The sequence below is a fragment of the Chitinophaga sp. genome, assembly GCF_035564935.1.
Lineage (GTDB): Bacteria > Bacteroidota > Bacteroidia > Chitinophagales > Chitinophagaceae > Chitinophaga.
Map to the genome: position 1 here is coordinate 1 of NZ_DATMTE010000014.1, position 26,107 is coordinate 26,107.

The 26,107-nt window shown below is 50.3% G+C and carries 11 protein-coding genes; 3 read left to right on the forward strand and 8 right to left on the reverse strand.

All coding sequences use genetic code 11. The features are described 5' to 3' along the window. The 3 genes from VN105_RS00440 to VN105_RS00450 all read left to right on the forward strand — a co-directional run. A partial coding sequence (locus VN105_RS00440; protein ID WP_325636838.1) for a hypothetical protein occupies positions 1–1,970 on the forward strand: 1,970 nt, incomplete at its 5' end. Next, positions 1,970–5,755, forward strand: a complete 3,786-nt coding sequence (locus VN105_RS00445) for a contractile injection system tape measure protein (protein WP_325636840.1) — start codon at positions 1,970–1,972, stop codon at positions 5,753–5,755. The genes VN105_RS00440 and VN105_RS00445, both read left to right, overlap by 1 nt. Further along, on the forward strand, positions 5,740–7,077 hold the full coding sequence (locus tag VN105_RS00450) for an ATP-binding protein (RefSeq protein ID WP_325636842.1): 1,338 nt from the start codon (positions 5,740–5,742) through the stop codon (positions 7,075–7,077). Before VN105_RS00445 ends, VN105_RS00450 begins: the two co-directional genes overlap by 16 nt. A 122-nt stretch (positions 7,078–7,199) precedes the next feature. On the opposite strand, the gene VN105_RS00455 is transcribed toward VN105_RS00450, so the two are convergent. From VN105_RS00455 to VN105_RS00490, 8 genes are all read right to left on the reverse strand, one after another. Continuing rightward, positions 7,200–7,784: an RNA polymerase sigma factor gene (locus VN105_RS00455; RefSeq protein WP_325636844.1), complete on the reverse strand. Its 585-nt coding sequence runs from the start codon at positions 7,782–7,784 to the stop codon at positions 7,200–7,202. Positions 7,785–7,877: 93 nt separating this feature from the next. After that, entirely contained in the window at positions 7,878–8,468 is a 591-nt protein-coding gene (locus tag VN105_RS00460; RefSeq protein WP_325636846.1) for a hypothetical protein, read from the reverse strand. 59 nt (positions 8,469–8,527) lie between these two features. After that, on the reverse strand, positions 8,528–9,559 hold the full coding sequence (locus VN105_RS00465) for a type IX secretion system membrane protein PorP/SprF (RefSeq protein WP_325636848.1): 1,032 nt from the start codon (positions 9,557–9,559) through the stop codon (positions 8,528–8,530). A gap of 33 nt (positions 9,560–9,592) precedes the next feature. Further along, positions 9,593–11,590 carry an OmpA family protein gene (locus VN105_RS00470; protein ID WP_325636850.1) on the reverse strand — a complete coding sequence of 666 codons (1,998 nt, stop codon included), beginning with the start codon at positions 11,588–11,590 and terminating at the stop codon, positions 9,593–9,595. Positions 11,591–11,616: 26 nt separating this feature from the next. Further along, positions 11,617–12,621, reverse strand: a complete 1,005-nt coding sequence (locus VN105_RS00475; protein ID WP_325636852.1) for a PorP/SprF family type IX secretion system membrane protein — start codon at positions 12,619–12,621, stop codon at positions 11,617–11,619. A gap of 31 nt (positions 12,622–12,652) precedes the next feature. Beyond that, on the reverse strand, positions 12,653–16,762 hold the full coding sequence (locus tag VN105_RS00480) for a PKD domain-containing protein (RefSeq protein ID WP_325636854.1): 4,110 nt from the start codon (positions 16,760–16,762) through the stop codon (positions 12,653–12,655). 27 nt (positions 16,763–16,789) lie between these two features. Next, the gene (locus VN105_RS00485) at positions 16,790–17,146 is read right to left on the reverse strand and encodes a T9SS type A sorting domain-containing protein (protein ID WP_325636856.1); all 357 of its coding nucleotides are present in this window, start codon (positions 17,144–17,146) and stop codon (positions 16,790–16,792) included. 11 nt (positions 17,147–17,157) lie between these two features. Then, a complete protein-coding gene (locus tag VN105_RS00490; RefSeq protein ID WP_325636858.1) occupies positions 17,158–26,079 on the reverse strand; it encodes a right-handed parallel beta-helix repeat-containing protein in 8,922 nt (2,973 codons plus the stop codon). Positions 26,080–26,107 lie beyond the last annotated feature (28 nt).

Sequence of the window (26,107 nt, forward strand, 5' to 3'; positions counted from 1 at the left end):
CAAAACCCGTACAGATCAAAGAAGGCCATTACCCTTACCTGGAAATGGTAAGCGAGAAACATGAAATAAAGATCTCCAGCGACAAGTTCGAATATAATCTCCACGATGCCGGTTTTCTAAACATGTATGAACAGGTAAAAACAGTGGCCCGGAGAAAATTTGCAGGCCACAAAAATTCAGAGGCATCCAAACCATTAAAAGCAACCTATCGCAACCTGGGCCGGTACTATTCGCTGCAACACCACTTCCCTGCTATTTATGGCATCGGGCATGAAGGGCTGGAAAAAAACGCCCCCGCCCTCCGGCATGCGCAGGCCAAGCAACTGAAAGCCTACCTGCTTTTCTTTGAACAGCTGCTGGCAAATTACCTGGCACAGCTAAGTAGTATCGGTAATTTATTTTCGCCGTTCCTGCAGCAGGTACCCGCGGTAACTTATGCCACCCAGCCTTTATATAACGTGCCGCATGTTGCTGCGTTGCTAAAGGCATATACCGCTCAGAAAACACCGCTTTCCTGGGATGACTTCACACAGGATAACGGTAACCCCTATATGAAAAATATGCAGGAAGCCGCAGAACCGGACAAAGTATACCAGGAACGTAAGAACACCATACTGGATCATTTGCTGGCGCGGTTTAACCTGGTACTGCTGAAATACCCTGTGAACTTCTATGAGCAAACATATGGCCGTGATGCTGCTCCCGCAAGGATCAGCCCGGAGCTGGAATGGAAAGCAGAGATCCTCCGCGACCTTCCCGCGCTAAGCGCCAACCGTAACCGCTCATTTAACTACAAGGAAGATATTTTTGACAGAGGTGAACTATCTGGCTACGAAACGCTGCTGCATAAACTGCTGCATGTGCGGCAGGAAAAGCGGAAACGGCTCACTGCCGCCTTTGACTCCGCTAAATGGAAAGTAACTACCGCACACGCTCCCGAAGCACATATACATATACACCTGGTGAGGGAATACAAAGTGAAAGACGAGCTGATCAGGGTGAATATTGCAGAAAGTGCATCGGGAGAGATCATCACCGGCAAACAATATGATTACGGCCGTCAATCCGTATCCCTGCTCCGTTACGGACTGGACCCGGCTAACTATCGCATCGTTTACGACGGAACGGAAGATATTTACCTGGTGGTGTACCGGCATAACGCACATTCGTTATGGCAGGTGGTAAGCCGGGAAAACACGCACGAAGAAGCCACGCATGCGCAGCAGGAAATGATCCGCCACCTGAAGCAGATCAGTACAGCCTCCGAAGGATGTTACCTGCTGGAACACCTGTTGCTGAAACCCGCTTATGCAGACCGTAGTTTCGGTTTCCGTATCTACGACCGGAAAAATAAGTTACTGCTGCAGCACGCACAATGGTTCACGCTCGATGAGCGGGAAGCGCGCCTGGATAACATGGCGGTACTGGCGGCTGCATTAAACGAAAAGGATGCATACGGCAGCTGGCAACAGCTGCGGCAGCAGTATAATATTTACTTCTATCCCGGCGATACACCTGAGCTGCTGACAGCAGCGCATTTCACCGCACCTGCCTCAAAAACCGCCGTTGAAAAAACAATGCTGGACCTGCTGCTGCTGATCCGGCAAATGAAAAACGGGCAGCCCGGCCAGGTACATATAGTGAAATATGTAAAACACGGGGCGTCTCAAATGTTGCAGGAAGACTTCTTCAAATTTGGCATGAGCATCGTGTTTCCTTCCTGGCCGGCCCGTTTCCAGTACCAGGAGTTCAGGAACTTCACGGAGGCATTATTCCGGGAGCATACGCCGGTGCAGTTCCGTATGTACTTCCGCTGGACAGGCATTGCTGCCATGCAGGAGTTCGAGTTACGCTACTTCAACTGGCTCAAAGCCATGCGTGGCGGGGGCAACAAACCATCTGCCGCTAATGCGCTGCTGGAGCTTATCATTAAAGATCCGTCATTTTCTCATCATGTAGTTACCGTATAATGGAAGCACACATCATCCGGCGATACAGTTTTGATATCACCTACGATTCCAGGCCAAAGGCTTTTGCATTGCAGGATAAAGTGAGCATGCTTTTCCGGCAAAGCATCAGTAACAGCGTGGACGAGCTGCTGCAACAACTGATCCCGGCGGATATGATGGCCTCTATAGACGGGCTGGTTCTGAACATCGGGGCGATCCCCGTTAAAGACATGGAAACCGAGCTGCCGGCAAAGATCCTGGCCGCCTTGCGGCAGATGCTCACCGACCTGCTGCATCATCAGCATGCAGGCACGCAACATGCCATTAACGGCGATATTACCATCCGCAAGGGAGATGACCGGCAGCTGGAACTGATGACCTTTTTCCTGTTGCAGGGCGTAATGCCCTGGTGGGCTACTGCCGCTGAACGCGCCCAACCGGGAGATATTATCCTGCAGCTGTCCAAATCGGCTCCCGGCAAACTGGCGGATTTCATCCGCAGTACCGGACGAAGCCGCAGTGTACGGGAACGGATCGTATGGCAATTTCCCGTTACTGTACTGCAAGCTATTGTAGAAGTGCTGGAGCCCGCGGAAGCCCTGTTCATAATTGCCGGCAGCCGCGAAATATTACTGCTGCAACAACAGCAGCAATTACTGCAAACAGAAACCAGTGAACTGGAAAAAGCAGTATGGTTGTTCATGCTCACCTATCTCATTATGGAGCGGGGCAGTAATTTTAACCGCAGGGAATTTGTACGCAATAACCTGCTGCAGCTGGCAGGGCATTTCAATCTCTCCTATGAAACCATACTGGCATTATTTTACGATGCGTGGTGGCGCTATAAATCATCGATGCCTGAAACAGGGTTGGGCAGTTATATTAAATCCCTTTACGAGGAACTAACTGTTACCCCCCAACGAAAACACATCAGCAGCGGTGATCCATCTTACAAAAAACTGATGGCAGATACCGGGGAACAAATTAACGTGCTCCGTTATTATTTGTTATATGGCGCTATTCCATGGTGGGCGCCGGGCGTTACCCCTGCATCATTGCAACAGATGTTTGCAAATACCGGCTACCGTTCCGCCGCTTCATTAAAGCAAATGTTGCAGGTAGTATTGCAGCACCCAACTGCCGCCGGCAGATGGAATAACCTGATGCAAACAAATGCAGCTGTTGTAGAAAAAACCAGGTATTTACAGGAGATAAAAAACTGGGCGGACAACACCATTGCTGCGGCGCCATTCGCCCCGGATACTGCTACAAAGCGGCTGTTGCTCCGCGATGTGATCCTGCACTTACTCACTTACGGCAGTATATCATGGTGGGGCAAAGCATATGCACACTTTTCACTGAACAGCTTACTGGAGCAGCTGGCAGACCAGCATCCGGATCAAACGCTCACCATACTGGAATATGCCGCTACCCTGCCTGCCGCCATGCAGCGGTTGGTAACGGGTGTAAAGCCTGCCGTATTTTTCCGGCTGCTGAAAACCAGCGGTATGAGCACTGCTGCAGAAGAAGTATATGATAACGTATATACGTTGCTGATAGCCGTGCAACAGTTTGTTTCTATAACTGCACAGCCACTGGAACATTTTATATTGCAAGCCATCTGGCAGTCGCTTGCCGCTACCCGCTATCGCCGGATCAATAAGGAAATACTGCTGCAACACCTGTTCCTCCCCGCCTGGTCGGCAGCTCCTGTAGCAGCGCCACGAATGATCCGGTTCCTGCTGCAGCAGTTGCTGCCCGTCATTAACCATCTTTCGGGGAACACCATACTGGCCAGCGACCTGCAGGCATGGACATTTCCAATGGCCACGGTGCAGGGAACGGAGCGTTTGCCGGCACAGCTACCGGTATCGCCACAAACCATTACCCAATGGCTGCGGCAATTCCTTAGCACCGGCCTGCTGCCGGCAGCAGCAGGTAATACCTCCGCCAGCTATGCCGCCCGCCTACTGCAATGGCTATACGAATATCATGAAGCGCACATAAAAATATTACAGGACAGTATTACCTTATCACCGTTACTATTTGTGCAGCTGGAGGAACTATTCCTTCAGCTGGAGCCGCATATTGAACCGGTACAGGCGCTGCTGCAACCCTGGCTGGACAAAATAATTGCTGCGGATCACCTGTCTGCCGGCGGCGGTACATTCACAGGCGGCATATTTACAGCGGGCGGTGTATTTGCTTCCGGTAACTCTTCTGGCACTGGCGGCGCATTTGCCGGCGATGCAGCCGGCAGGCGCCATCAACCGGCAGTAGCTTACCGTTCATTGCTACAGCGTATGCAACGCTATACCGCCATTACTGCGGAACGCCAGCAACAGGAGATCCTGGAAGAAGCCAGGCAGTTGCTGACCGTATTCCTTACCCGCCACCGGCTGCCGGAAAAACTGGGGGCTTTATCCTTATCAGCTGCCAATGAAATCATTAAGGCAGCGGTGATCCTGTTATTTAATGCAGTGCCGGGTATACTTCAGCAGCTTTTCAGCAGCTACCGGCAACAACTGGCAGCAAGGCTACAGGTATACGGATTGTTCTCATTTTATGCCGGGGCGCCCGACAGCCATATCCGGCAAAGCCTGGATGTATATGCCGTGCAGGATAGTTTACTGCTGCTACAGGAATCTGCCGGCAGTAGCAGTAGCCAGGATGGTATTACAGATCTGCGGAAGGCGGTCCGTTTCTATAGGCAACGCAGCCGGCAGGAAAGAAAGTTATTCTACAGCAAAATATTACAGCATACCGCGCTCATAGAGCAAATGGCGCAACATCTTGATGAGGCTTCCTTCCTCGACATCATGCAGGATGCGCCCCTCGGGTGGACCGCCAACGCCACAGATGCGTTGCATGAGCTGCAACAGCTGCTGGAGGGAATGCTTCCCGGCAGCCAGGAAAAAATACAACTGCAACAGGTGTTCCGGCGTTTTCACTTGTTACTGTTAGGTGCGCATCTGCATGTATATGACGCCCGCAGTTATGCCCTCCGTTTCCTTGATTTTATAAAAACGGCGGCGCCGGGAATTGCAGGTATCCTGACGGCCAGGCTAGTGAAGAGCGCGCAACAACCGGAAGCACTATCGCATACGCATATACGCCATGTGATGCCGGCATTACAACAGGAAGCACAATTATCCGTTAACGCGGAACGGCACCGCACATTGCTACGGGAAAGCTTATACGAAAAAGACCGGCAGCAGGTTGCTGCCGGAACGGCCAACGATCCGGAAATGCCGCCACAGGATCCGGAAAGCTGGTCTAAAGTTAAGAAACCGCCGCTGGATACCATTTACACCGGTAATGCCGGCCTGATCCTGCTGCATCCTTTTATCCCCTATGGCTTTAAACGTGTTGGCCTCGTAAACGATGAAGGCTTTGTAAACAGGGAGGCGCAGCATCGCGCCATACACTTGTTGCAGTATATGGCTACGGGGAAAGAGGAACATGCAGAACATGAACTCGCGCTCAACAAAATATTATGTGCATTGCCACTGGAAGAGCCCGTACCGGCGGAAGTGCTGCTGACACCCGAAGAAAAACAACTCTGCGAAGAATTACTGAAAGTGGTGATACAGCGTTGGGAGAAGATGAACAATTCCTCCGTGGAAGGCTTCCGCGCGGCCTTCCTGCAACGCGATGGTGCGCTATGGGAGAAAGACGGCGACTGGTGGCTGCGGATAGAAGAACGCGGATATGACCTGATACTTCAAACCTTACCCTGGGGCATTGGTATGATCAAAGCCCCGTGGATGGAAAAAACAATTTATACAGAATGGGCATACAGTTAATAGCAGCCAATGCGGCTACATTGGAAAAAGAACTGGAATGGTTCCGGCTACTGGCAGCAGCGCGCATGCAGCATTACTTCCAGCAAACAGAGGTGGAATATCCCCCCGCACCGGATCTCACGGAAGATGATGCGGTGTATGCACAGATCATCAAACACTATAGCATGTCGCCTGCCGAACGGGTTATCCTGCTGCTTGCACTGATACCTCATATACAACCGGAGCTGCTGGATATTTTCTTTGTAAAGAACGCTACCTACGACAGGGGCTTTACAGAATTTGGCGGGATTAAAGGGCAGCTGCATGGCGGCTTTCTGCCCACCGGCGAAACAGCTGCATTTCTATTGGCAACCGATGGTTTGCAGCAACGGTTTAACCTGATCCGGTATTTCAGCCCCGATCATTTTTTCAGTAAACACCAGATCTTAGGTCTTACGCCGGCTGGCGATGAACCCTTGCTGAGCGGTACGCTGCATCTTTCGCAGGAATATCTCAGCCTGTTCACACAAGGCGTGGCCCACCGGCCGGATTACAATACGCAGTTCCCTGCAAAACGTATCGAAACGGGCCTCGGCTGGCAAGACCTGGTACTGGAGCCACATGCCATGGAAGAAGTGGAAGACATCCGTACCTGGATAGAACATGGCAATACACTTTTGCAGGATTGGGGTATGAGCCACAAAATAAAACCGGGTTTCCGCAGCCTTTTCTATGGTCCGCCGGGAACGGGAAAGTCGCTCACCGCCTGCCTGTTGGGGAAAACGTTTAACATGGAGGTGTATCGCATCGACTTATCGCTGGTGGTATCAAAATTTATTGGTGAAACGGAAAAGAACCTGGCGCGGGTGTTCGACAGGGCGGTGAACCAGCAATGGATCCTGTTTTTTGATGAGGCGGATGCTTTGTTTGGAAAACGCACCCAAACCTCCTCTTCCAACGACCGTTATGCCAACCAGGAAGTAGCTTACCTGTTGCAACGGGTAGAAGATTTCCCCGGCGTGGTAATACTGGCCACTAACCTGAAAGCCAATATAGACGAAGCATTTGCAAGACGCTTTCAATCGATGATCCATTTTTCCATGCCGGGTCCCGAACAGCGGTTGCGCATCTGGCAGCAATCGTTTCCTCCTCATATATTGCTGGAAGATAAACTGAACCTGGAAGAGACCGCCCTCAAATACGAAATGGCCGGTGGTACCATTATCAACGTAGTACGCTACAGCTGCCTGATGGCGCTGAAACGCGGCGATAAAACCATCCGGCAGAAAGATGTACTGGCGGGCATCCGCAAGGAGTTTGGGAAAGACGGAAAGATCGTATAGGCTACCCCTCTTCTCCTGCTGTTCACTCTTTGTCGTGGTATACAAACTTTCCTTGAACGGGTGCATTCCGGGAGATGCCGTTCCTGCCTGCCATATGATCGTCATTAACGAAAAAAACAGGATTATACTGATACCAGTTGCTCCACTCCCGCCTGTTTCCTTAAATTCATCAGCGCATACCGCACCCTTCCCAATGCGGTATTAATGCTGATACCAATGGTTTGTGCCATTTCCTTATAACTCAGGTCGGCATAGTAACGGAGAATGAGGGCTTCCCGTTGCAGTCCCGGCAGGCGGTCGAGCATCGTGTTGATCTCTTCAGTTACCTCGGCGCGGATCATATGGTGTTCCTGGCTATGCTCTGTCAGTTCCATATAATCGCCCAGTTCATCGTTGTAGCTAACAATAGTACTTGGCCGCTGATGGGCTTTCCTGAAATGGCTGATGCAGGCGTTATGCGCTATTCTTACGGCCCATGCCAGGAAACGGCTGTTATCTACATAGTGGCCTGATTGTAATGCATTCACAATCTTTATAAATACTTCCTGGAAAATATCTTCCGCCAGGCTCCTGTCTCTCACTAATAAAATAATGGTGGTAAAGATCCTGTTCTTATGACGGTATACCAATGCAGTAAAGGCTGCGTTATTTCCTGAAATATACAGGTGGATCAGCTCCTGGTCGGTAAGGTTGCTATATGGGTTCATACACGGTTTCGTAAAATTTTGGTCAATGAATGTTTTTAACAGGCCGCCCTGAACAGGGCAGCCCTTATATATCTGGTGGTTGTATTAGCCAACCTAGTCCTTGAGATTTAAATATTTTTTCACCTGGTTATAGTCGTTCCAGTTGATGCCTGCAGCAGACCTGGCAGTTACCCCGCCGGGAACAATCACGTACCTGTACTGGTAACGTTTATCCGTAGACGTGGTACTGATGGGTGCATTTGCAATCAGGTCAATAGCACCGGTATACGCCACAAATCTAACCAGGTAGCCATACTCATCTACATACGGTAACGGTTGTACGAAAGAAGTAGCCGCAGTACCAAGATTGATATATACGTTGATCGATGCGTTAGCCAGCAAAGACGCTGTTAACTTTGGCGCATCCAGGCTGGCGCCGTAGATGATAGTATTAATAGTACCATTCTGGTTCAGGATGGTATCTGCCGGTGCAAAAGCTACATCCTGCCAGGCGGAGTAAATAACATTGGCGCTGCCTGCCGCGCCTGAATCACCTTTGGGACCGGTGGCTCCGGGTACTCCCGCAGGACCCGCAGGGCCGGCTGGACCGGCCGGACCTTGTTCTCCGTCTTTGGAGCACGCAGCAAAAAATAATACCACCGCAGTGATCAATGCATAGGGCATAAAGCGTGTAACCTGTTTCATAATAACAATTGTTTGTTTTGTTTTTTATTTAATAATGAAAGATGAAAAAGTTAATGGCACTACCATACGTTCCGGGGACAGGTATCTCCATACTTATTACCCAGCAGGAAACCGATCATGATCTCATGAGTGCCCCTGCTTACCGTATTGAGGGAAGACGCCGTATAGTCGTACGAGTAGCCGATGTTAAACTGCGAGCTGATGTTAACCCCAAACATAGCAGCCACTCCATCGTTCACCCGGTAGGATGCGCCCAGCCAGAGGCGGTCGCGGTACATAAACCGGGCATTGATATCCACGCTGAACGGCATGGCGGTGATCATTTTCAGCATCACCGACGGCATTACATTCAGGTCGTCGTTTATCCATAACCGGTAGCCGGTAGTGAAGAACAGGTGCGGTACCAGTTTTCCGCTGTATACAGAATCGCCTGTCACTTTACCATTGCTGAATCCTATCTGCTGGGGGATGATGTTCTGTACCGACAAGCCGGCAAAATAATCTGCGGAGTACAGCCATAATCCTGCATTCACTTCGGGCTTCCACTTGTTCAGTATGCCGGAGCTGCTGCCCAATACCGGATCGGAGGGGTCAAAGAACTCCACGCGGCTGGCATCGAGGCTCACCTGCTGCATACCTATCCCAATGCCGGCACTCACACTGGTGCGGGGCGACAGGTTAATATGATGTGCATAAGCGCCAGTAACAGAGAAGCGGTTCAGCGGGCCTGTTTTATCATTCAGCACGGTTAGCCCCACACCCGGATGTGGGGACGGCGTAGTGTAGTCCTGCCAATAGGCCTTTCCCCGCGGGTTGCTTCCTTCCGGGTCAAAGCCGGTGGGCGAAGCCGTACTGTAATCCGATTTACGCAGCGGCCCCTGAAGGGTCATATACGTGGTTACCGGTGCTCCTTTCATCCCTACCCACTGATGCCGGTGACTGAAGCGCAGGTCCCAGTAATTTTCAATCCCGGCCAGCGCAGGGTTGATAATGAAAGGATTCATGATATACTGCGTGTAATGTGGCTGTTGCTGTGCATGGGTAACCTGCAGCAGCAAAACAAGCAAACCTGTGAGCACAATGTTTTTCATGGATCGGTGATTTTGGGTTAAACAGCCGGGCTGTTACTTTTTGATGATGGTAAATGCCGTTCTCCTGTTCTTCTGTCTTCCTTCCGGGTTGTCACTGCCATCTTCCAGGGTATTGGGCGCCACCGGCTGCGTGTCGCCGTAACCTATATAGGTAAGCCTGGATCTGTCGATACCTTTGCTTACGAGATATTCCACACAGGTTTTTGCACGGGCTTCCGACAAACGTTTGTTAAAGGCAGGCTTACCCTTGCTGTCCGTATGCGCGCTTAGTTCTATGTGCATATCCGGATTGGCTGTAAGTAGCTCTGCGAGTTTATCCAGTGAAGGGAAGGAACCTTCCTGTAGTGTGGCCTTATTGAAATCGTAGTACACATTTTCCAGTACCACCGGCGCTTCCGGTGTTATTAGTTTGGTAAGACAAAGCACCGGTACCGTCATGGCAGTGGTGTCTTCATTCACCGGAACGGAGATCTGTTGTGTGTTAGACGTATAACCATCTGCATTAGCTACTGCTTTCAGCGGTAAAAAGTCGGCTACCGTAAAAGCATAACTGCCATCGGCGGCGGTAGTGTGCGTATATACCACTTTGTTGTTCACCGTGTCAATTACATTAACAGCAGCGCCGGCCAGCGGTGTGTTGTTATCACAAGACACCACGATGCCGCTCAGCTGTTTCAGCGGCCGGTTCTTATGTACAAAGAATAGTTCCAGGCAACATTCTGCGGCACGGTCGGTACCAAGTAATACATCATCCAGTAAATTTTTATTGTTACTTCTGCTGGTAAAATAAATATCGTCCTTCACGGAGTTAACCGGGTAACCCATGTTCTCCGGTATCTTCCAGGCTCCAATCTTTCCTTTACTGGAAAAGAAATCGTATCCGCCCATACCGGTACGGTTATCTGTAGAAAACACCAGCGTTTGGGTAGCGGCATGGTAAAACGGCGCCTGCTCGTTACCAGCAGTATTGATCACATCGCCAAGATTGCCTGTTTGCAAGGGTTTCCCGGATTCATCGAGTGTGGCATACCATAAATCAAAACCCCCATAGCCATCGGCCCTGTCGCTTGCATACAGTAATGTTTTACCATCTTCGAGCAAATAAGGCTGCTGCGTGTTATTCCCTGCTGCATTCACTATAGCATCCATGATCACGGGATCGCTCCAGTTATCGCCGTTTTTATGCGACACATAAATAGCAGATACTTTTTTGCCATGATCAATATGCCAGCGGGTAAGGAACAACAGTTCCCCGTTGGGCGACAAACACGCCGCGCCCTGGTGCAATCCCTGCGGCTGGTCCAGTTGCAGCAGGCGGATATTGGACACCTGCCCGGCTTCATAATCGGCCGTATACAGGCGGTTGATATAGGTATGATTTTTCTGGAAAGAACTATCCGGCCTGGTGGAAGTAAAGATAAGGCGGTTGGCATTGCTCCACAGCGGCGCATAGCTGGCCCCGGTGGTATTCAGTGCAGGCGGCGCCTTCTTCACGCTGTATTCCGACAGGTCTTTTTTATCCAGTTGTGCGGTGATGAATTGCAGGTTCTGTAATTCGCGTGTAGCCGCTTCCGTGAATTTATCTTTGGCGGTATAGTTACCCAGGAAATTTTTAAACGCCTGGGCGGCTTCCGTGTATTTGGCAAGCGCCCGCAAAGACACGGCGTAATAGTAAGGCGCCAGCGGAAAGCCTGCGTTATCCAGCTCCATCACCGATTCGTAGTAAGGCGCTGCCTTGCCATAGTTGTGAAGGTTACGATAGCTCTCCGCCAGTTTGTATACGGCCTGCTGCTCGCTGCTCACCTTTACCGTTTTATTTTTTATCACAGACACCGCTGCATAAGGTTTGTAAGTATCGGGCTTTACCGTTTTGGTACGTGAGCCCAGGTATTTTTCATAATAGGTAGCTGCTGAATTGTAGTCTTCTTTACTGTAGTACTGATCTGCAGCCTTCAGGTAGTTGTAGGTAAACTGTGCATTCGACATCAGGCCGGCTAACAACCATGCGGAAGTAAATAGTATTTTTTTCATGAGATCGGGTTGCTTTTAAAAGTTGATTACAATCGTGGACAAACAAATTCCACATCCGGTGTTCTTACCGATCTGCGGCCTATGAACGTGAGCGATATTTCAAAGCTGTTGGAGCCATGCGCCATTTTACTGAGATCAGAAGTATTGATATCATAGCTGGCGCCCAGCATCATGTTCTTATAAATAAAACCGGCGTGGGTGGTGATGGCATCTTTATACCGGTAATTCATCCCCAGCAGGAAATCCGTACCAGCGGCGGCATTCAGCTGCCCGTAGGCGCCAATCATTTTCTCCTGTGCCGGGCCCTGCTGCATGAACAGGAAGTTGGGCGTAATACTGAGTATTTCCGACAGCGTTAATTTTACGCCGCCATGTACATTGAAGCGCATGGGAAAGCGGGCATCTCCCTTGGCGCTGAACTGGTCTTGCGGTTTGGTAAGATGCATCACCGAGAAACCGCCGTAGACATTAAAGTTCTTCCCGGGTGTGGCATCATAATAGAGCGCCCCGGCACCGGCGTCAAAAGAAGCGGCGGAATTACGGGTAAGCACGTCTGATACGGGGTTACCGGGATTGTATCCGGTAACAGGATTCCATTGTTCACCATAAGTGAGCTTCGACGGATCGAACCTGCGCTGGATAAAGCCCAGCTGCAGGCCAAAATTTAACTGGTGATAATGGGAAGCATCCAGTTTCACCCCTGTATAGGCAGCGCTTACGTACGCAGTGGTGTAGTTATAGCCGCCATCGCCGGCTGTTTGATTCAATACGCTGGCGCCTATATTAATATTCTTTGCCGTGGGTATTTCCCCGCTCACACCGTATGTTTTAAACGGGCTGATATTTCCCCACTGGGTACGGTAAATAGCCGATACGCGGTAGTCGCCGTCGAACACGCCGGTAAGTGCAGGATTTAACCATGACGGATATACGTAATACTGGGAAAAATGCGGGTCTGCCTGCGCCATTAACCGGGTACCGGCGCATAGTGTAGCAGCAAGGACAAGGAAGGTTGCAATAATGGTTTTCATCTGCAATACGGTTTTATGTGAATGATTTACTTTACCTGATAATGGTGACATATCCTGTTAGCGGCGTCATGCCTTTCCTGAGCCTGATTACATAGTAATAGGTGGCCAGCGGCAGCTGGTTGCCTTTGAACATGCCATCCCACGGAACGCTGTAGCCGGTGGAGCGGTATACCCTTTGCCCGTAACGGTTAAATACTTCCACGGTGCTTTCCGCATAATCAGCCAGGTTGCTGATGATCCAGGTGTCGTTCACACCATCTCCGTTGGGAGAAAAAGCATTGGGTGGCGCTACGGGTTTCAGCACCTTCACCGTCATGGCATCGCGGGCGATACAGCCGTGCTTACCGGTGGCGGTGAGCGTGTAAGTGGCGTCGTGCATGGCGGGTATCACCGGCGACAGCAACGTAGGATCGGGGAAGTCGGCAGCAGGATCCCAGGCAAACGTAAGGTTCACGGAATCGTTGGCTACCGGCTTAAAGCTCACAATGGTACCCTGCGCTACTACAAAGGAGGGCCCGGCATCAATCACCGGCTGAAGGTATACGATCACCTTGCTGCTATAGGCAGATGATCCGCAACCCGACTGATTTGCTACCTGCAACTGCACACTGTATTCACCAGGTGCGGTATATTTTTTTACCGGATGTTGCTCTGTAGAAGTGGTGCCATCGCCAAAGCTCCACTCCCATTTATTGATAGTACCGGTAGGATCTGTACTCTGATCTGTAAATACATTATCGGCGCCCTGGCAAAGTGTATCGGGCGTTACTTTAAAGGAAGCCACCGGTTGGCCATAGAAGGCGCTTAATGTTTTAGTAGCGGAGTCTTTACAACCATAAGCAGTAGTTGCTACCAGTTGCACATCAAACGGTCCGAAGGCTTTGTACTGCCAGGTGGGATCTTTTGCCGCCGAGCCGGCGCCGCCGTCGCCGAAGCTCCACTGGTAAGAAAGGGACGACTTATCTTTTACTGTAGTGAGATTGGTAAATGCAGCAGTGCCATCAGGCATGCAAACTTTTGCTGGCAACGTAAAATCCGTCACCGGCAGTTCATGCACGGCTACCATGGCTTTGGCGGTGTCGCTGATACAATTATGATCACTTACGGCTACCAGCTTCACGAGGTAATTGCTGTCTTTCTGGTAAGTAATGGTAAACGGATTGTTATTGGTGTTATTCCGCAGTGTACCATTTGCGAGGTCCCATTTCCAGTTGGTGATGTTACCTGCGGAGATGGTAGACTGGTCCGTGAACACCGTATTCTGGCCCAGGCACAGGCTTGCCGTAGCGGCAAAGGCTGCAGCTGGTTTTGGGAATACTACCTGTGTGGTGGAGATGGAATCGGTGCAACCTGCATCAGTGGTAAATATGTACCATATGGTGTGCGTACCGGCGCCTGCCACCAGGGGTTTGAAATTACCTGCGGAGTCGGTACCGGGGCCGCGGTAGAAACCTTTACCGGCCACACCGTTCAGTATGGAAGCCTTGCCTATGGCTATGGTACCCGGCGTGTTCACGCAAACGCCGTTCAGTGCGGCATAAGCCAGTTGCGGTTTCAGTTTAAATGTAGCCGTTACCGTAGTATCTTTCGTACAGCCCTTATCGGTAGTTACGCTGTACTTAATACTGTAGGTACCAAACTTCGTATAGGCGTGGGTGGGATCTTTTGTCACCGAGGTATTGGGATTGGTAGTAGTAGCATTGGCATCGCCAAAGTTCCAGGCATGAGCGCTGATGATTTGCGCATCCGGCACGGTGGCCCCGCTGGTAAACTGCACCTGGCCTCCCACCGGCAGGCAATCGCCTGGATAGGCGAAGAGTGGGCTCGGTTTGGCATACACCGTTATGGTTTTGGATACCGTGTCGCTCACACAGCGGTCGCTTACCTTCACTACGTGTTGAATGGTGTAAGTGTTATGTTCCTTATAAGTGATCGTTTGAGTTGCGCCTGTGGTGGCGTTCAGCACCGAGTCGTTGCCAAAATTCCAGTACCACGATTTCAGCGGCGCCGTTCCTCCATAGGTAGCCTTATCCGTAACTTTCAATACCCCAGCCTCGCAGAGCGCATCCATATCTGTGGTAAATGTGGCCACCGGTTTAGCCACAGCGGCCACCTGGAAGGAGGTATCTCCCACACATCCATCTCTCGAAATAACAGTCAGCTTTACGGCAGCATTGCCTACGGGAAATACCTTTCCTACCTGCATACCGCTGTCTTTCACCGCACCAGGGAACTCCCACTGCCAGCGGTCTATCAGCGGATCTTTAAGGCTGGTATCTCCCTTAAAATAAACAGTATCCAATGTACAACCCGTGTAGGAATAAGTCATTACTGCACGCGGCTTGCCTTTCACCGGTATGGTGAATCCTACCTTTTCCGTGTTGTTACAGTTTTCAATGCTGGGATGGGTGGACATTACCGGCACATCATACTCTCCTATTGCGCTGAACTGGTAAGTACCGGGCAGGGAATATTTATAATAGGTGATGCCATTTACCAGCACGGTACCTGTGCTTACCGGCGCATTCACCGTTACGTCTGCATTAGGTGTAATAGCGGCGCCCAGCGTGCTGAGCTTCCATACCATTTTTGTAGGCTGGTAGGCCATTAAAATGGATAGCTGCACCGGCGTATTGGTACAGGTAAAATCATTGGATGTTTTAGATGTATCGTAAGTGTTATGAATTGATCCTATAGCATTCAGGTTATTGATCAGCGTGCCTGCATTGTAGCCGTAGCTTTCCACACTGCCCACACCGTAGGTAACGGCAGTAAACGCGGAATCGCTGCTCACAATACATTGCGCGGGTGTGGCCGGCCATCGCTTCACCACTACCGTATACCCGTTGAGGTTAGGATGCGGGTAAGAGTAGTCGAACAAAGGGCTGCCATCTATCCTCAGCGATGGAACGCCTGCCGTGGGAATGATCATGGTGAGATAATTCGTTTCTATAAACTCACGGTCGTTCCGGTAAAACCCGATCCGTTTGATGGCCTGTTCTATAGGACTCAGGTACACCATTTCCGGATCTCCCAGTCCGCCGGTATTGCCACAGGCGCCGGAGGAAGACATAAACTGCGCTACCAGCACCGGTTTATCGGATTCTATGAAATCAGCGGTATTGCTAACAAACTCATAGTAGGAATTGGCGATCAGGCCGGTAAGGGTAACGCCATTCCTTTTCACTATGGTGGCAGGATCTTTCACTACTACTTTATAAATATTATACTGCAGGGCTGATGGCAGGTCATCTTCGGAAGTAGGCGCAGTCAGATAGCGTTTGCCCCATGCCTGGAAGGGAAAGATCTGCTGGATATTATTATCACCGCTGCTGTTGGAGTTGTTGCAGGTAATGGCGGTACGACTGCTGCCGGAAAATACAGCTACGGGATAACACTGGCCCATGGGGTTACCGATGGACTTGATAGTAGTACCTGTAAGCTGTCTTCCAACCCCGCCGCCCTGCGAGGCGCCTACCAGCTGGTAAATATCGCCACGGTTCAGTGTAACGGTGAAGGGCACACCGGGAGGGCGCCCGTTACGGGTTAGCACAGAAGGCGTAATTTCCACCACGGTATTATTCTGGTTGGCAATTACAAACATCCAGGAGAAACAATCATCTGCATAGTTCTGCATACTGTTCACCGAAATGTAGGAATAACCCCATGTTTCTTCCGGCATCAGCATAGTAGCGCCGGAAGAAGCGCTGCCATAAATATGCGCGTAGGCAACAATAGGTACATTACTTTGTATGTGAATAGACTTGCCGGTGAAAACGCCTTCACCACCCGTACCGCCAAAAGAAGGCGGCAGGGAATACAGGCGCGCATCAATAGCGCCTGATTTTGGGATCAGGTCGGAAGCAATCACCGTATTAGCCGGTATACTGTAAGTGCGCGTCCACGCAGTACCGGTGATACTCACCGTAACAGTAGCAGGTTGTTCCGCGCTTAAATACAGGATCATTTCCTGGCTGTTGCTCTGCCCCATTTCCATGAACTGGTGATGTCCGTAGCCCACCCAGAAATCCTTCCCTTTGTTGGAAAGGTTCTGGGCGTATGCAACATTGGCTACGAACTGAAACAGGATCAGGGATATGGCAATGCAAAGCTGTTTACAATATATTAGTTTGGTTGACATCTGCTTCAATTTTTCATCTTGAAATGATTATTGTTTGATGATCATCTTCGACGTCGTTGTACCATCTTCAAAAATGGTATTCAGCATATAAGCCCCCCGCTGGATATCCTGTACATCCAGCTGGTTATATTTCCCGGAGCCCGCCACCCGCTTGATGGTTTTGCCATCCATGGCATACAGTACCAGTTGATGAATGGATTTCCGCGACTGTATGGTGAGGGAGCTGATCACGGGATTGGGATACACCTTCACGGAACTTTGCAGCATCAAAAGGCTGTCGATATCCTGGCGTATGGGCCGGGTAGCTGCATTGGCACGGGGCCAATGCAACATCCAACACCCAATGACAAACAGTAACAACATCGCTATGCTTACTTTTTTCATAGAACTGTTTTTTAGCGGATCAGGTTAATCACTCCTTTCTTCTCTGTTTTACTTCCGTCGGTAAGGGTAAGATGGCATACGTAGATGTATACGCCGGAAGGCAATGCCTTTCCTTTGTAGTTGCCATCCCATCCGGTGGACTGGTTATTGGATTCGAATACTTTCTCTCCCCACTGGTCGAAGATGGTGATGTGCAATGTTTTAATGATATAGCCGTATACCAGCAGCACATCGTTCTTTCCGTCGTTATTAGGTGTGAACGTATTCGGGATATAGATGCCATCCGGTAAGGTTTTACCTTCTGCAGGCAGTGATGTTTTGTCTTCGCAACCTTTTGCACGTACCATCAGTTTCACTGTTTGCACCGGTTGTAACCCGTTCACGATATGTACCAGTCCTTCCCTGCCGGAAGAGGGCAATGTCCAGGTGGCGCCGCCATCAAGGGAAATTTCATACGCCGTGGCATTGGCTACCGGCTTCCATTTGAAGCGGATCATGTTCACGCCTACGCTGTCTATCGTTACCACCGGTGTTTCCAGTACCGGCAATACATGCACAATTGCTTTTGCGCGGGCAAGTCCGGGGCATCCGTGGGTGAGTGTTTCCAGGTAGTAGTTGCCGTCGGCAGCAATGCTATTGATCGTATAGTCGTTACCGGTATGCAGCAGGTTACCGCCCGATGGTGCATCGTACCAGTTGTACAGTACGCCTGGTTCAGGGTCTTTGGCAGACAGCGTAACATCCGTGCCGTTACATACTGTCATAGAATCTTTCACTATCCGGGCTATGGCGGGCGCATATACTTCCACTTCCTTAGTGGTATCGCCTACGCAGCCTTCTGCTGCCACAATGCTCAGCTTCACTTCTTTGATACCCGGGTACCTGAAGTACTTCGTGGTATCTTTTGCAGATGACATGGTAGAGTCAGCGAAGTTCCATTTCCAGGTGCTGATGCCCACGCCATTGCTGGTTGTAGCTACTCCTTTGAACAGTGCCGCATCGTTCAGGCAACCGGTATAATCCACGCTGAAGTCTACCACCGGTGCTGGAATCACCTTGATCTGCAGGATACTTTCAAAACTGTTGCTGCAGCTTTCTATATCCGGATGCGAGATCAGGATGGGCACTTCGTACAGGCCCGGTTTGCTGAAGATGTAATCGGCCGGGATAGTAAAGCGATAATACTTCCGTTCGTTGCTGATCACTGAATCCACTGGTACCGGGTTGTTTTGCACGATATCTGTTTTGGGAGACAGGCTGGCCACCTGGCTGAACTTCCACGTGATGGCAGTAGGTTTCACCGGTATCAGCATAGAGAAGCGGAATGGTGTTTTAGCGCAGGTGTAGGTGTTGTTCTGACCACTGTTGTTCATTACGTTATTGAATGAAGGCAGGATGTTCAGATTTTTCACCAGGGTGCCCGCATTGTAGCCATAACTTTCCACACTGCCGAGACCATAGGTAATGGCCGTAAACGCAGAGTCGCTGGTAACTGTGCACTGTGCAGGAGCCGCCGGCCAGCGTTTCACCACTACCGTATAGCCGGTAGCGTTAGGATGCGGGTAAGTATGATCGAAGGTAGCGCTGCCATCGATCAGCAGGGAGGAAACACCTCCCGTTGGTATGATGAGGGTAAGATAATTGACAGTAATAGCTTCCTGTGTATTGCGGTACAGGCCCACTTTTTTAATGCCTTGTTCCACCGGGCTCAGGTAAATCATTTCAGGATCGCCGTTGCCGCTGGTGTTGGGGCAGCTGCCGCTGGACGACATGTACTGGGCTACCATCACCGGCTGGTTGGCTTCAATATTGTCGGCCGTACCACTTTCAAACTGGTAGAACCGGTTATTGATCAACCCTGTTAGCGTAGCGCCGTTCACTTTCACTACCGTTGCCGGGTCTTTTACCAGCACGCGATAGATGTTGGTCATGAAAGAATTGGCTGCCCCGCTGGTGGAGGTAGGCGCCGTGAGATATTTCCGGCCCCATGCCTGCGACGGGAAGTTTTGCTGGATCAGGTTATCGCCTGAGCCGCCGGTTTCAATACCGCAACCAATACCGGTACGGCTGCTTCCGGAGAACACCGCCATCGGGTAGCATTTTCCATCTTCATTAATTACCGACCTGATATGGCTGCCGGATAAATCGTATCCTTCGCTGCCACCGCCGGGCATCATAGCCCCCAGTACCTGGTACACCTCTCCTTTATTCAGTGTAACCGTGAACGTTGTATTGGCTGGTTTACCGGCAAGCGTGGGTACGGAAGGTGTAATTTCCACTTTGGTATTATCATAGTCTGCTATCACATAGAACCATGAATAGGTGTCTGTGCTGTAGTTCTGCCTGGATGAAAGCGTAGCATACTCATAGCCATAAGTACCTACCGGCAGCAGCATAGTGGCGCCGGAAGAAGCGCTGCCATAAATATGCGCATAGGCAACAATGGGCACATCACTTTCAATGCTGATGCCTTTATCAGATAACCCCTCTTCTATAAGACGCGCATCATTCAGGCCGCTCTTTGGTATTATTTCAGTAGTGATGGTTTTGTTGGCCGGGATATGATAGATCCTTTCCCAGCTGGTGCCATTAATACGAACGGTTACATTGGAAGAATCCTGTGCATTCAGGTACAGTACCATGTTTTGCGAGTTATCACCGGAGAAGAACTGGTGATGACCATAGCCCACCCAGAAACGGGTACCGCGGTTAGAGCTGTCGGCCGGCTGTAATAACTGCGAGGTGGCTGTACCACCATTCAGCCCCGTGAATTTATCCGGGAAGTGAACAGCGCTGTCCCTGATGATATTCGGGATATCATACACATGACTCAGCGAGTCTACCACCCATGTATTGGAACTGTCTGTACGTCCCATACGGATGTCTTTCTGACGCCTGATATAACCCTGCCATGGATCTATATAATACTGATCGATGTTAAAGTTGTACTTACCGGCTGCAGGCGTTACATCCACATCGGTGTAGAAGTACATAAAATCCCTGCCCGTAGCCAGGTTTGGCGGCTTAATGCCGGAGTAGCGCCTTACCGCAATGTTAGCCGGTATAGCCGTTCCCGCATTCCAGGTAATTTTTGTTACGGTATCGGTACCGAACATAAATGCTTGGGTAACGCCAGGCGCTGCAGCAGCCGGGAATGCCGGAAGCACCGGTGGCACAGATGTTGGCAGGAACTCATAAGCGCCCATATCCGGTACGCCTTCTGTAAGCTTCACCGCTCTTGCAGCGCCGTTGATGTCTTTATCGTTGCCTTCTATCTGCACGCCGCGGCCATGAATGGCCCATACTTCAGGACTCGCCACGGCAGGCTGCAGGGTGGAATCGTCGGTAAATGCAGGTTTGTATACAATTGAATTGATATCCAGCGTATCTGCGGTGATATAATCATGCAACGTAGCATAGCTGCCTGCCGGTGTAAGTTGTTTTACCAGCACGGTACCTTTTGTATACAGGGTATTATAATCGCTCTTCAGGTAAAGCGGGTTGGCAACATACATGGCCACCCCGCTGGTATCTGAAGCAAAGATGTTGTTCTTGATCTTTACATTACCGTAATAAGATGCGGTATGCCTGAAGTAAGCGGCATAGTTATCTCCGGTGGTAGTGGAGCTGTTCAGCACCGAGTTATTATAATAATTCAGGTTAGAACTGCTTTCGCTATAGATACCGTAAGCGTTCACACCATTGGCTTTCAGGCTGATCACGTTATTGGAAATGGTGGCGCCGTCGGCCTGGTATAATTCCAGTCCGCGCACTTCGCCGGTAATATTTCCCCTTGCGGTGATCCTGTTGCCGGACACAATACCTTTTACGCCGGCATCGGAGCTGGCATAGTAGAGGTATATACCATGTACATCATCGGCAGTAGCCGCTACTTTTATTTTATTGGCAGATACCGAGTAGCCGTTACAGTTATCTGTGTAGATACCGTAAGCATCGGAGGCCATGTTGCCGCCCAGGTTCACCTTGTTGCGAAGTATCATCACACTGTCTGCATACTCCACGTACAAGCCATATACGTATGGTTTTTCAACAATATTGCTGTCTATTACCAGTCCGCGGGCAATGGCACTGTAGCCGCCTGCCCAGTATACGCCGTTCGATCCGTTGGAAATGGTATTACCGGTGATCACGTTGCCGGCGCCTGTACATTCATCCGCATAAATACCGCTTACACCGGTACCGGTGCTGGTACTAACCGGCAGCGGAATGGCGCAGCTGGCGATGCTGTCGTACGATGATGATTTGGCATATACCACGGCTCTTGCATTGGTGGTACCCGCGGGTTTAATGGTAATGGCCTTCCAGGTAACATAGTCCACGCTATCCAGCTGCAATACATAATTCAACGCAGCAGTGCCGGTGTAAGTAAGCGTTACTGCCGCAGCGCTGTTGGTTTCGCTTTGGAAAGTAACCCTGTTCGCGGCGGAAGCGCCGGGGATATGATGCATGGTCACCTGTTCCGTATAAGTGCCTGCCTTTGCGAGGAAGGTAACGGGACCGGCTATACCGCATTCCAGTTTGGAAACAGCGCTGCTGAACGACTGGAAATTAGTAGCGCTGGTAGGCGCTGCCGGGTTAATGGTATAAGTGCCTGCCAACAATGGCGGGTTCAGGTTGGCCTTCACCACGGTAGAATAGGCACTGTCTGTACCTCCGCAGATGATCAGGCAGCGGTAGTAATTTTCTACGCCAATGGTAGTATTGAACACGCTCACATACTGCGAATCGCTGGCAATTACCCATGGCCCCGCAGCGGAAGCGGAACGCTGCCACTGGTAGGTTTGGGTGCCACCGGTACTGTTGCCGGTAAGGTCCAGTTTAATATCAGTGCCCATACATACCGGCGTAATGGGGAATACTGTAGCAGTACCCGGTACTACCGGTTTGCTGCAATTGGGAACACTTACTTCATAAGCGCCCATATCCGGTTTCGTAGTGCTCCTGGTTACACCAAGGATATCTGTGGTGATTCCTACGGGTGTACCGCTATTATCCAGCGGAGATATCACTGTAGCGAAATTGTCTGCTACCGGGTCTGCAAACACCGGCTGGATGGAAAGCGAATTACTATCCAGTTTGGTAGCAGCCGTCCATGCTCCCAATGTAGCAGCACCCGTACCTACATAAGCGGTATTGTAACTGCTTTTTACATAGATATCATTGTAGTTGGAAGCAATCACCGTACTGGTACTTATACTCAGCCCTGTCCTGTTTCCTTTACCAGCCCTGCTAATATCCAGGATGTTATCAAAGAAACGGATACCCGTAGCGGTGCCCGACTGGTAGAAACCATAGGTAGTGCTGGAAGATGTGCTCTTAACATCATTCAGCGCAATAGTATTATGATAATAGTATACATAGTCGGCGCTGTAATTGGAGAACCCGTATTGTGTGCCCTGGCTGCGGAAATCGTACACCACGTTATTAAAAACCTTTGCCGGGTTGGTAGCGGTAGCATCTGCAGAAGAGAACTCCAGTCCATAAACAGCCGAAGTAGCATCAGGTGCGCCACCCAGTAAGTTGTGGATACGGTTATTGCTTATTATCACATCCGCTCCCCTGTTATCAACGCTGATACCATATACCGAGTAGCTGTTATTGGTACGGCCAGGTCTTGAAATATCATTATGATCTACCAGGGTGTTGGTAGTATAGCTTACTGTAATACCTGATTCATAAAACTCTTTGATAGTATTATAGCTGATGGTATTGCGGGTAGCAATGGATGCAGTGGCGCCGTAAACAAGCACGCCATTGTATCCGCCCGTAATGGTATTCCGGGTAATGAGGTTGCCATCACAGTTATTGTCCGTACCGGTAGTAGGACTGGATTCGCTGCCGTTGATCACGATACCTGCAAACTCATTGTAAGTAGCCGTTTGATCGGTGATGATGTTACAACGACGGATAGTATTGCTGTCTGCATTACTTAGCATCTGCACGCCATAACCGTAGTCGTCGCTGGTAGCGTCTATAGTAAGACTATCGAATGTAATATGATCTGCGCCGCGCAATTTTATCACGGCTCTTTCATTGTTATCGTCAGGCGCAAATTTTATCGTATTGCCGTTACCGTTAAAGGTGATGGTATTAACAGCGGAGGTACCTGCAATAGAATCCAGGATCAGCTGTTCCAGGTAAGGACCGGAGCCTGGCACTACGTTCAGCACTACCGCTCCCTGGATACCACATTCCATAGCCGCTTTGGCCGCATTGAAACTGGTAAAGTTGGTGGCGGTAGCAGGTGCATTTTTATTAATGGTGTAAGCGCCGCCGGGGAATGCCTGGTTCACCGTAAGCAGTATGGGCTGCGAGTAGGCAGTATTACCACTACAGGTAACGGCTACACGATAATAAGCGGTGGTGGCAGCAGTGATCACGGTGTCCGGGTTAGTGAGTACGTTCCCGATGTTGGTATAAGGGCCTGCTGCGGCAGTTGATTGCTGCCACTGGTAAGTTTGCCCCAGGCCAATAGAATTATCTGTGAGCGACAATGCCACCTTCCGGTTCACGCATATCACATTAGGGCTCACCTGGGCATTACCTGCCAATGGCGGGGCTGTACAGGGGCCGGGTGTAAACTCATACGCGCCAATATCCGGTGTGGCAGCGCTTCTTACCGCATTATTAATATCCACGGTAATATTTACCGGTGTTCCTTTATTATCGATAGATGCGTTGGCCGGCTGGTAGTTGCCGGTTCCGGCAGATACAAACAAAGGGTTGGAGCTCACTGAACTGGTGTCCTGCCCGGAAGCGGTTTGCCAGTCGAGCAATGCCGCGTTGTTAGCGCCGAAGTAGCCAACATTACTGGCGCCACCACTGGCTGCCAGGTAGTAATCGTTCCTGTTGGCATGAATAGTACCATTGGTGGCGGCAAAGTAAATACAGTATTTGCTGCCGCCGCCACCGCGGGTTACTGCAATAAGGTTATTCAGAAATTCGATACCATCTGCCTTGGAGGTCTGGTAAAAACCACGCGCCGTATAGGTGGTGCCGGTAGTGGAAGCCCCATCCAGTGCGATGGTATTGTGGTAATACCAAACGTTATCGGATCCTGAATTGTAGATGCCATAGGCATCTCCCTTACCACTATAATTATACATCAGGTTATTGCTTACCACGTTTTCCAGTTGCGCCAGCGCATCGGTGCTGCTGAAGTAAATACCATATGCAGCACTGGTGCTGTTAGGCGCACCGCCAAAAGGGTTACTGATAATATTACGGGTAACGTTTGCTTTTGTACTGAGGTTGGTAAAGTAGATACCATAGAAGGTGCCTACACCGGTACGTGCAGGGCGACTGATATTATTATTTTCTATCAGCGTATTAAAGGAACCGGTTACATAGATACCGTAGCTGTAGAAGTTACGGATCTTATTGCCGGTCAGTTTATTATTACCATTGGCGAAGCTATTGCTGCCCGTTAATGCGATGCCATAATAGCCGCCGTTGATAACGTTATCAGAGAAAGTATTGAAATCGCATTTGGCTTCCCCGGTGGTGGTAACGGAAGAATTAGAACTGCTGATAACGATACCGGCATTGCTGGTAGCGCTGGCAGTGGAATCCAGCAGCACGGTACAGTTGCTGATCTTATTATAATCGGCATCGTTGGTAAGATGTACACCCCATCCGTTGCTGGCGCCAATGGTTTGGATCACCAGGTTGTTAAATGTAAAATAGTCGGCGTCCGACAGGCGGATCACTGCCGGCGCTGAGGAAGTACCTGCATAAGTTATCGTATTGCCGTTACCGTTAAAGGTAATAGTGTTGGTGGCAGAAGCGCCCGGCACAGGGGTAATCAGCAACTGCTCATTATACGGACCGCTGCCTGGCGCTACATTGAATACCACCGCATTATTAATTCCGCACTTGATCCAGTTGTAGGCGTCGTTAAAGGAGGCGAAGTTACCACTGCCGGTAGGCAGGGCTTTATTAATAGTAAAAGTACCCGACACCGCCACCGGGGAAGTTACCGTTACTGCGTTGGAAGTAACCGTGCTGTTGGAAGTAACACAGGTTACGTTACAGCGGTAATAACTGGTAGCCGTTTGTGTGGCGGTAAGCCGGTTGGTAGTATCGTTGGGGATATTGGTCCAGGTATTGTTATCAGTGGATTTCTGCCACTGGTATTTAATACCTGATGCAATGGTAGTACCGGACAGGGTGATCGTGAATTGCCCGTTCATACAAACGGTAGCAGGATTAGCGGTAGCCGTACCTGCAACAGGCGTGCCGGTACAGGCTACGGCAGGCGTCCAGGAAAAGATCACATCCGGGCGGGTGGTCATGGTACCGGTGTTGCTGGTACTGGAAGTACCACACAGGTAGTTTTGCCCGTCTGTACGATAGGTATGCGATCCGTTAAAGGACAATCCTGTTGTATAAGGTACTTCCGGGTTGTTAGTGTAGGTAGTGCGGGTATCTGAATCGGGCGCGCCGTTACATATTTCCACTACAATGTTATCTGTTCCGTTCCAGAAAAAGCCCGACGTAAAAGGCAGCACATTGGTGCCCATTTGCGGAAGATAACTGATGGGGCCATACACCTGGTTGGTGATGGTAACCCATTCCGTACTGCTCAGTGAGGTATCGGCAGTAGTGCCGATCTTAATGGTATACTGCTCAATGGTATCCACGCCATTGAGATTAAGCACCTTATATTTCAGCCCGCTGATCACGCCGGCATTCATGCCAGCTGCATGCAGCTCTGAAGCGCGGTAGAGGTATTGTGTGCGGGTACCTTCATAATAATCCTGTAACGGGCACGGATACCCGGTGTTGCTGTTACCGGCGGTACTTTGCCCGATGCTGATATCTGTTTGCGCCCACAACCGGCACACCATCATCAGCAATATGCCTGTCAATAGTGTTGTTTTATATAGATAGTGAACAGTACAATTTCTCATATGAGGCTATTTGAGTTTGGTTGAATGC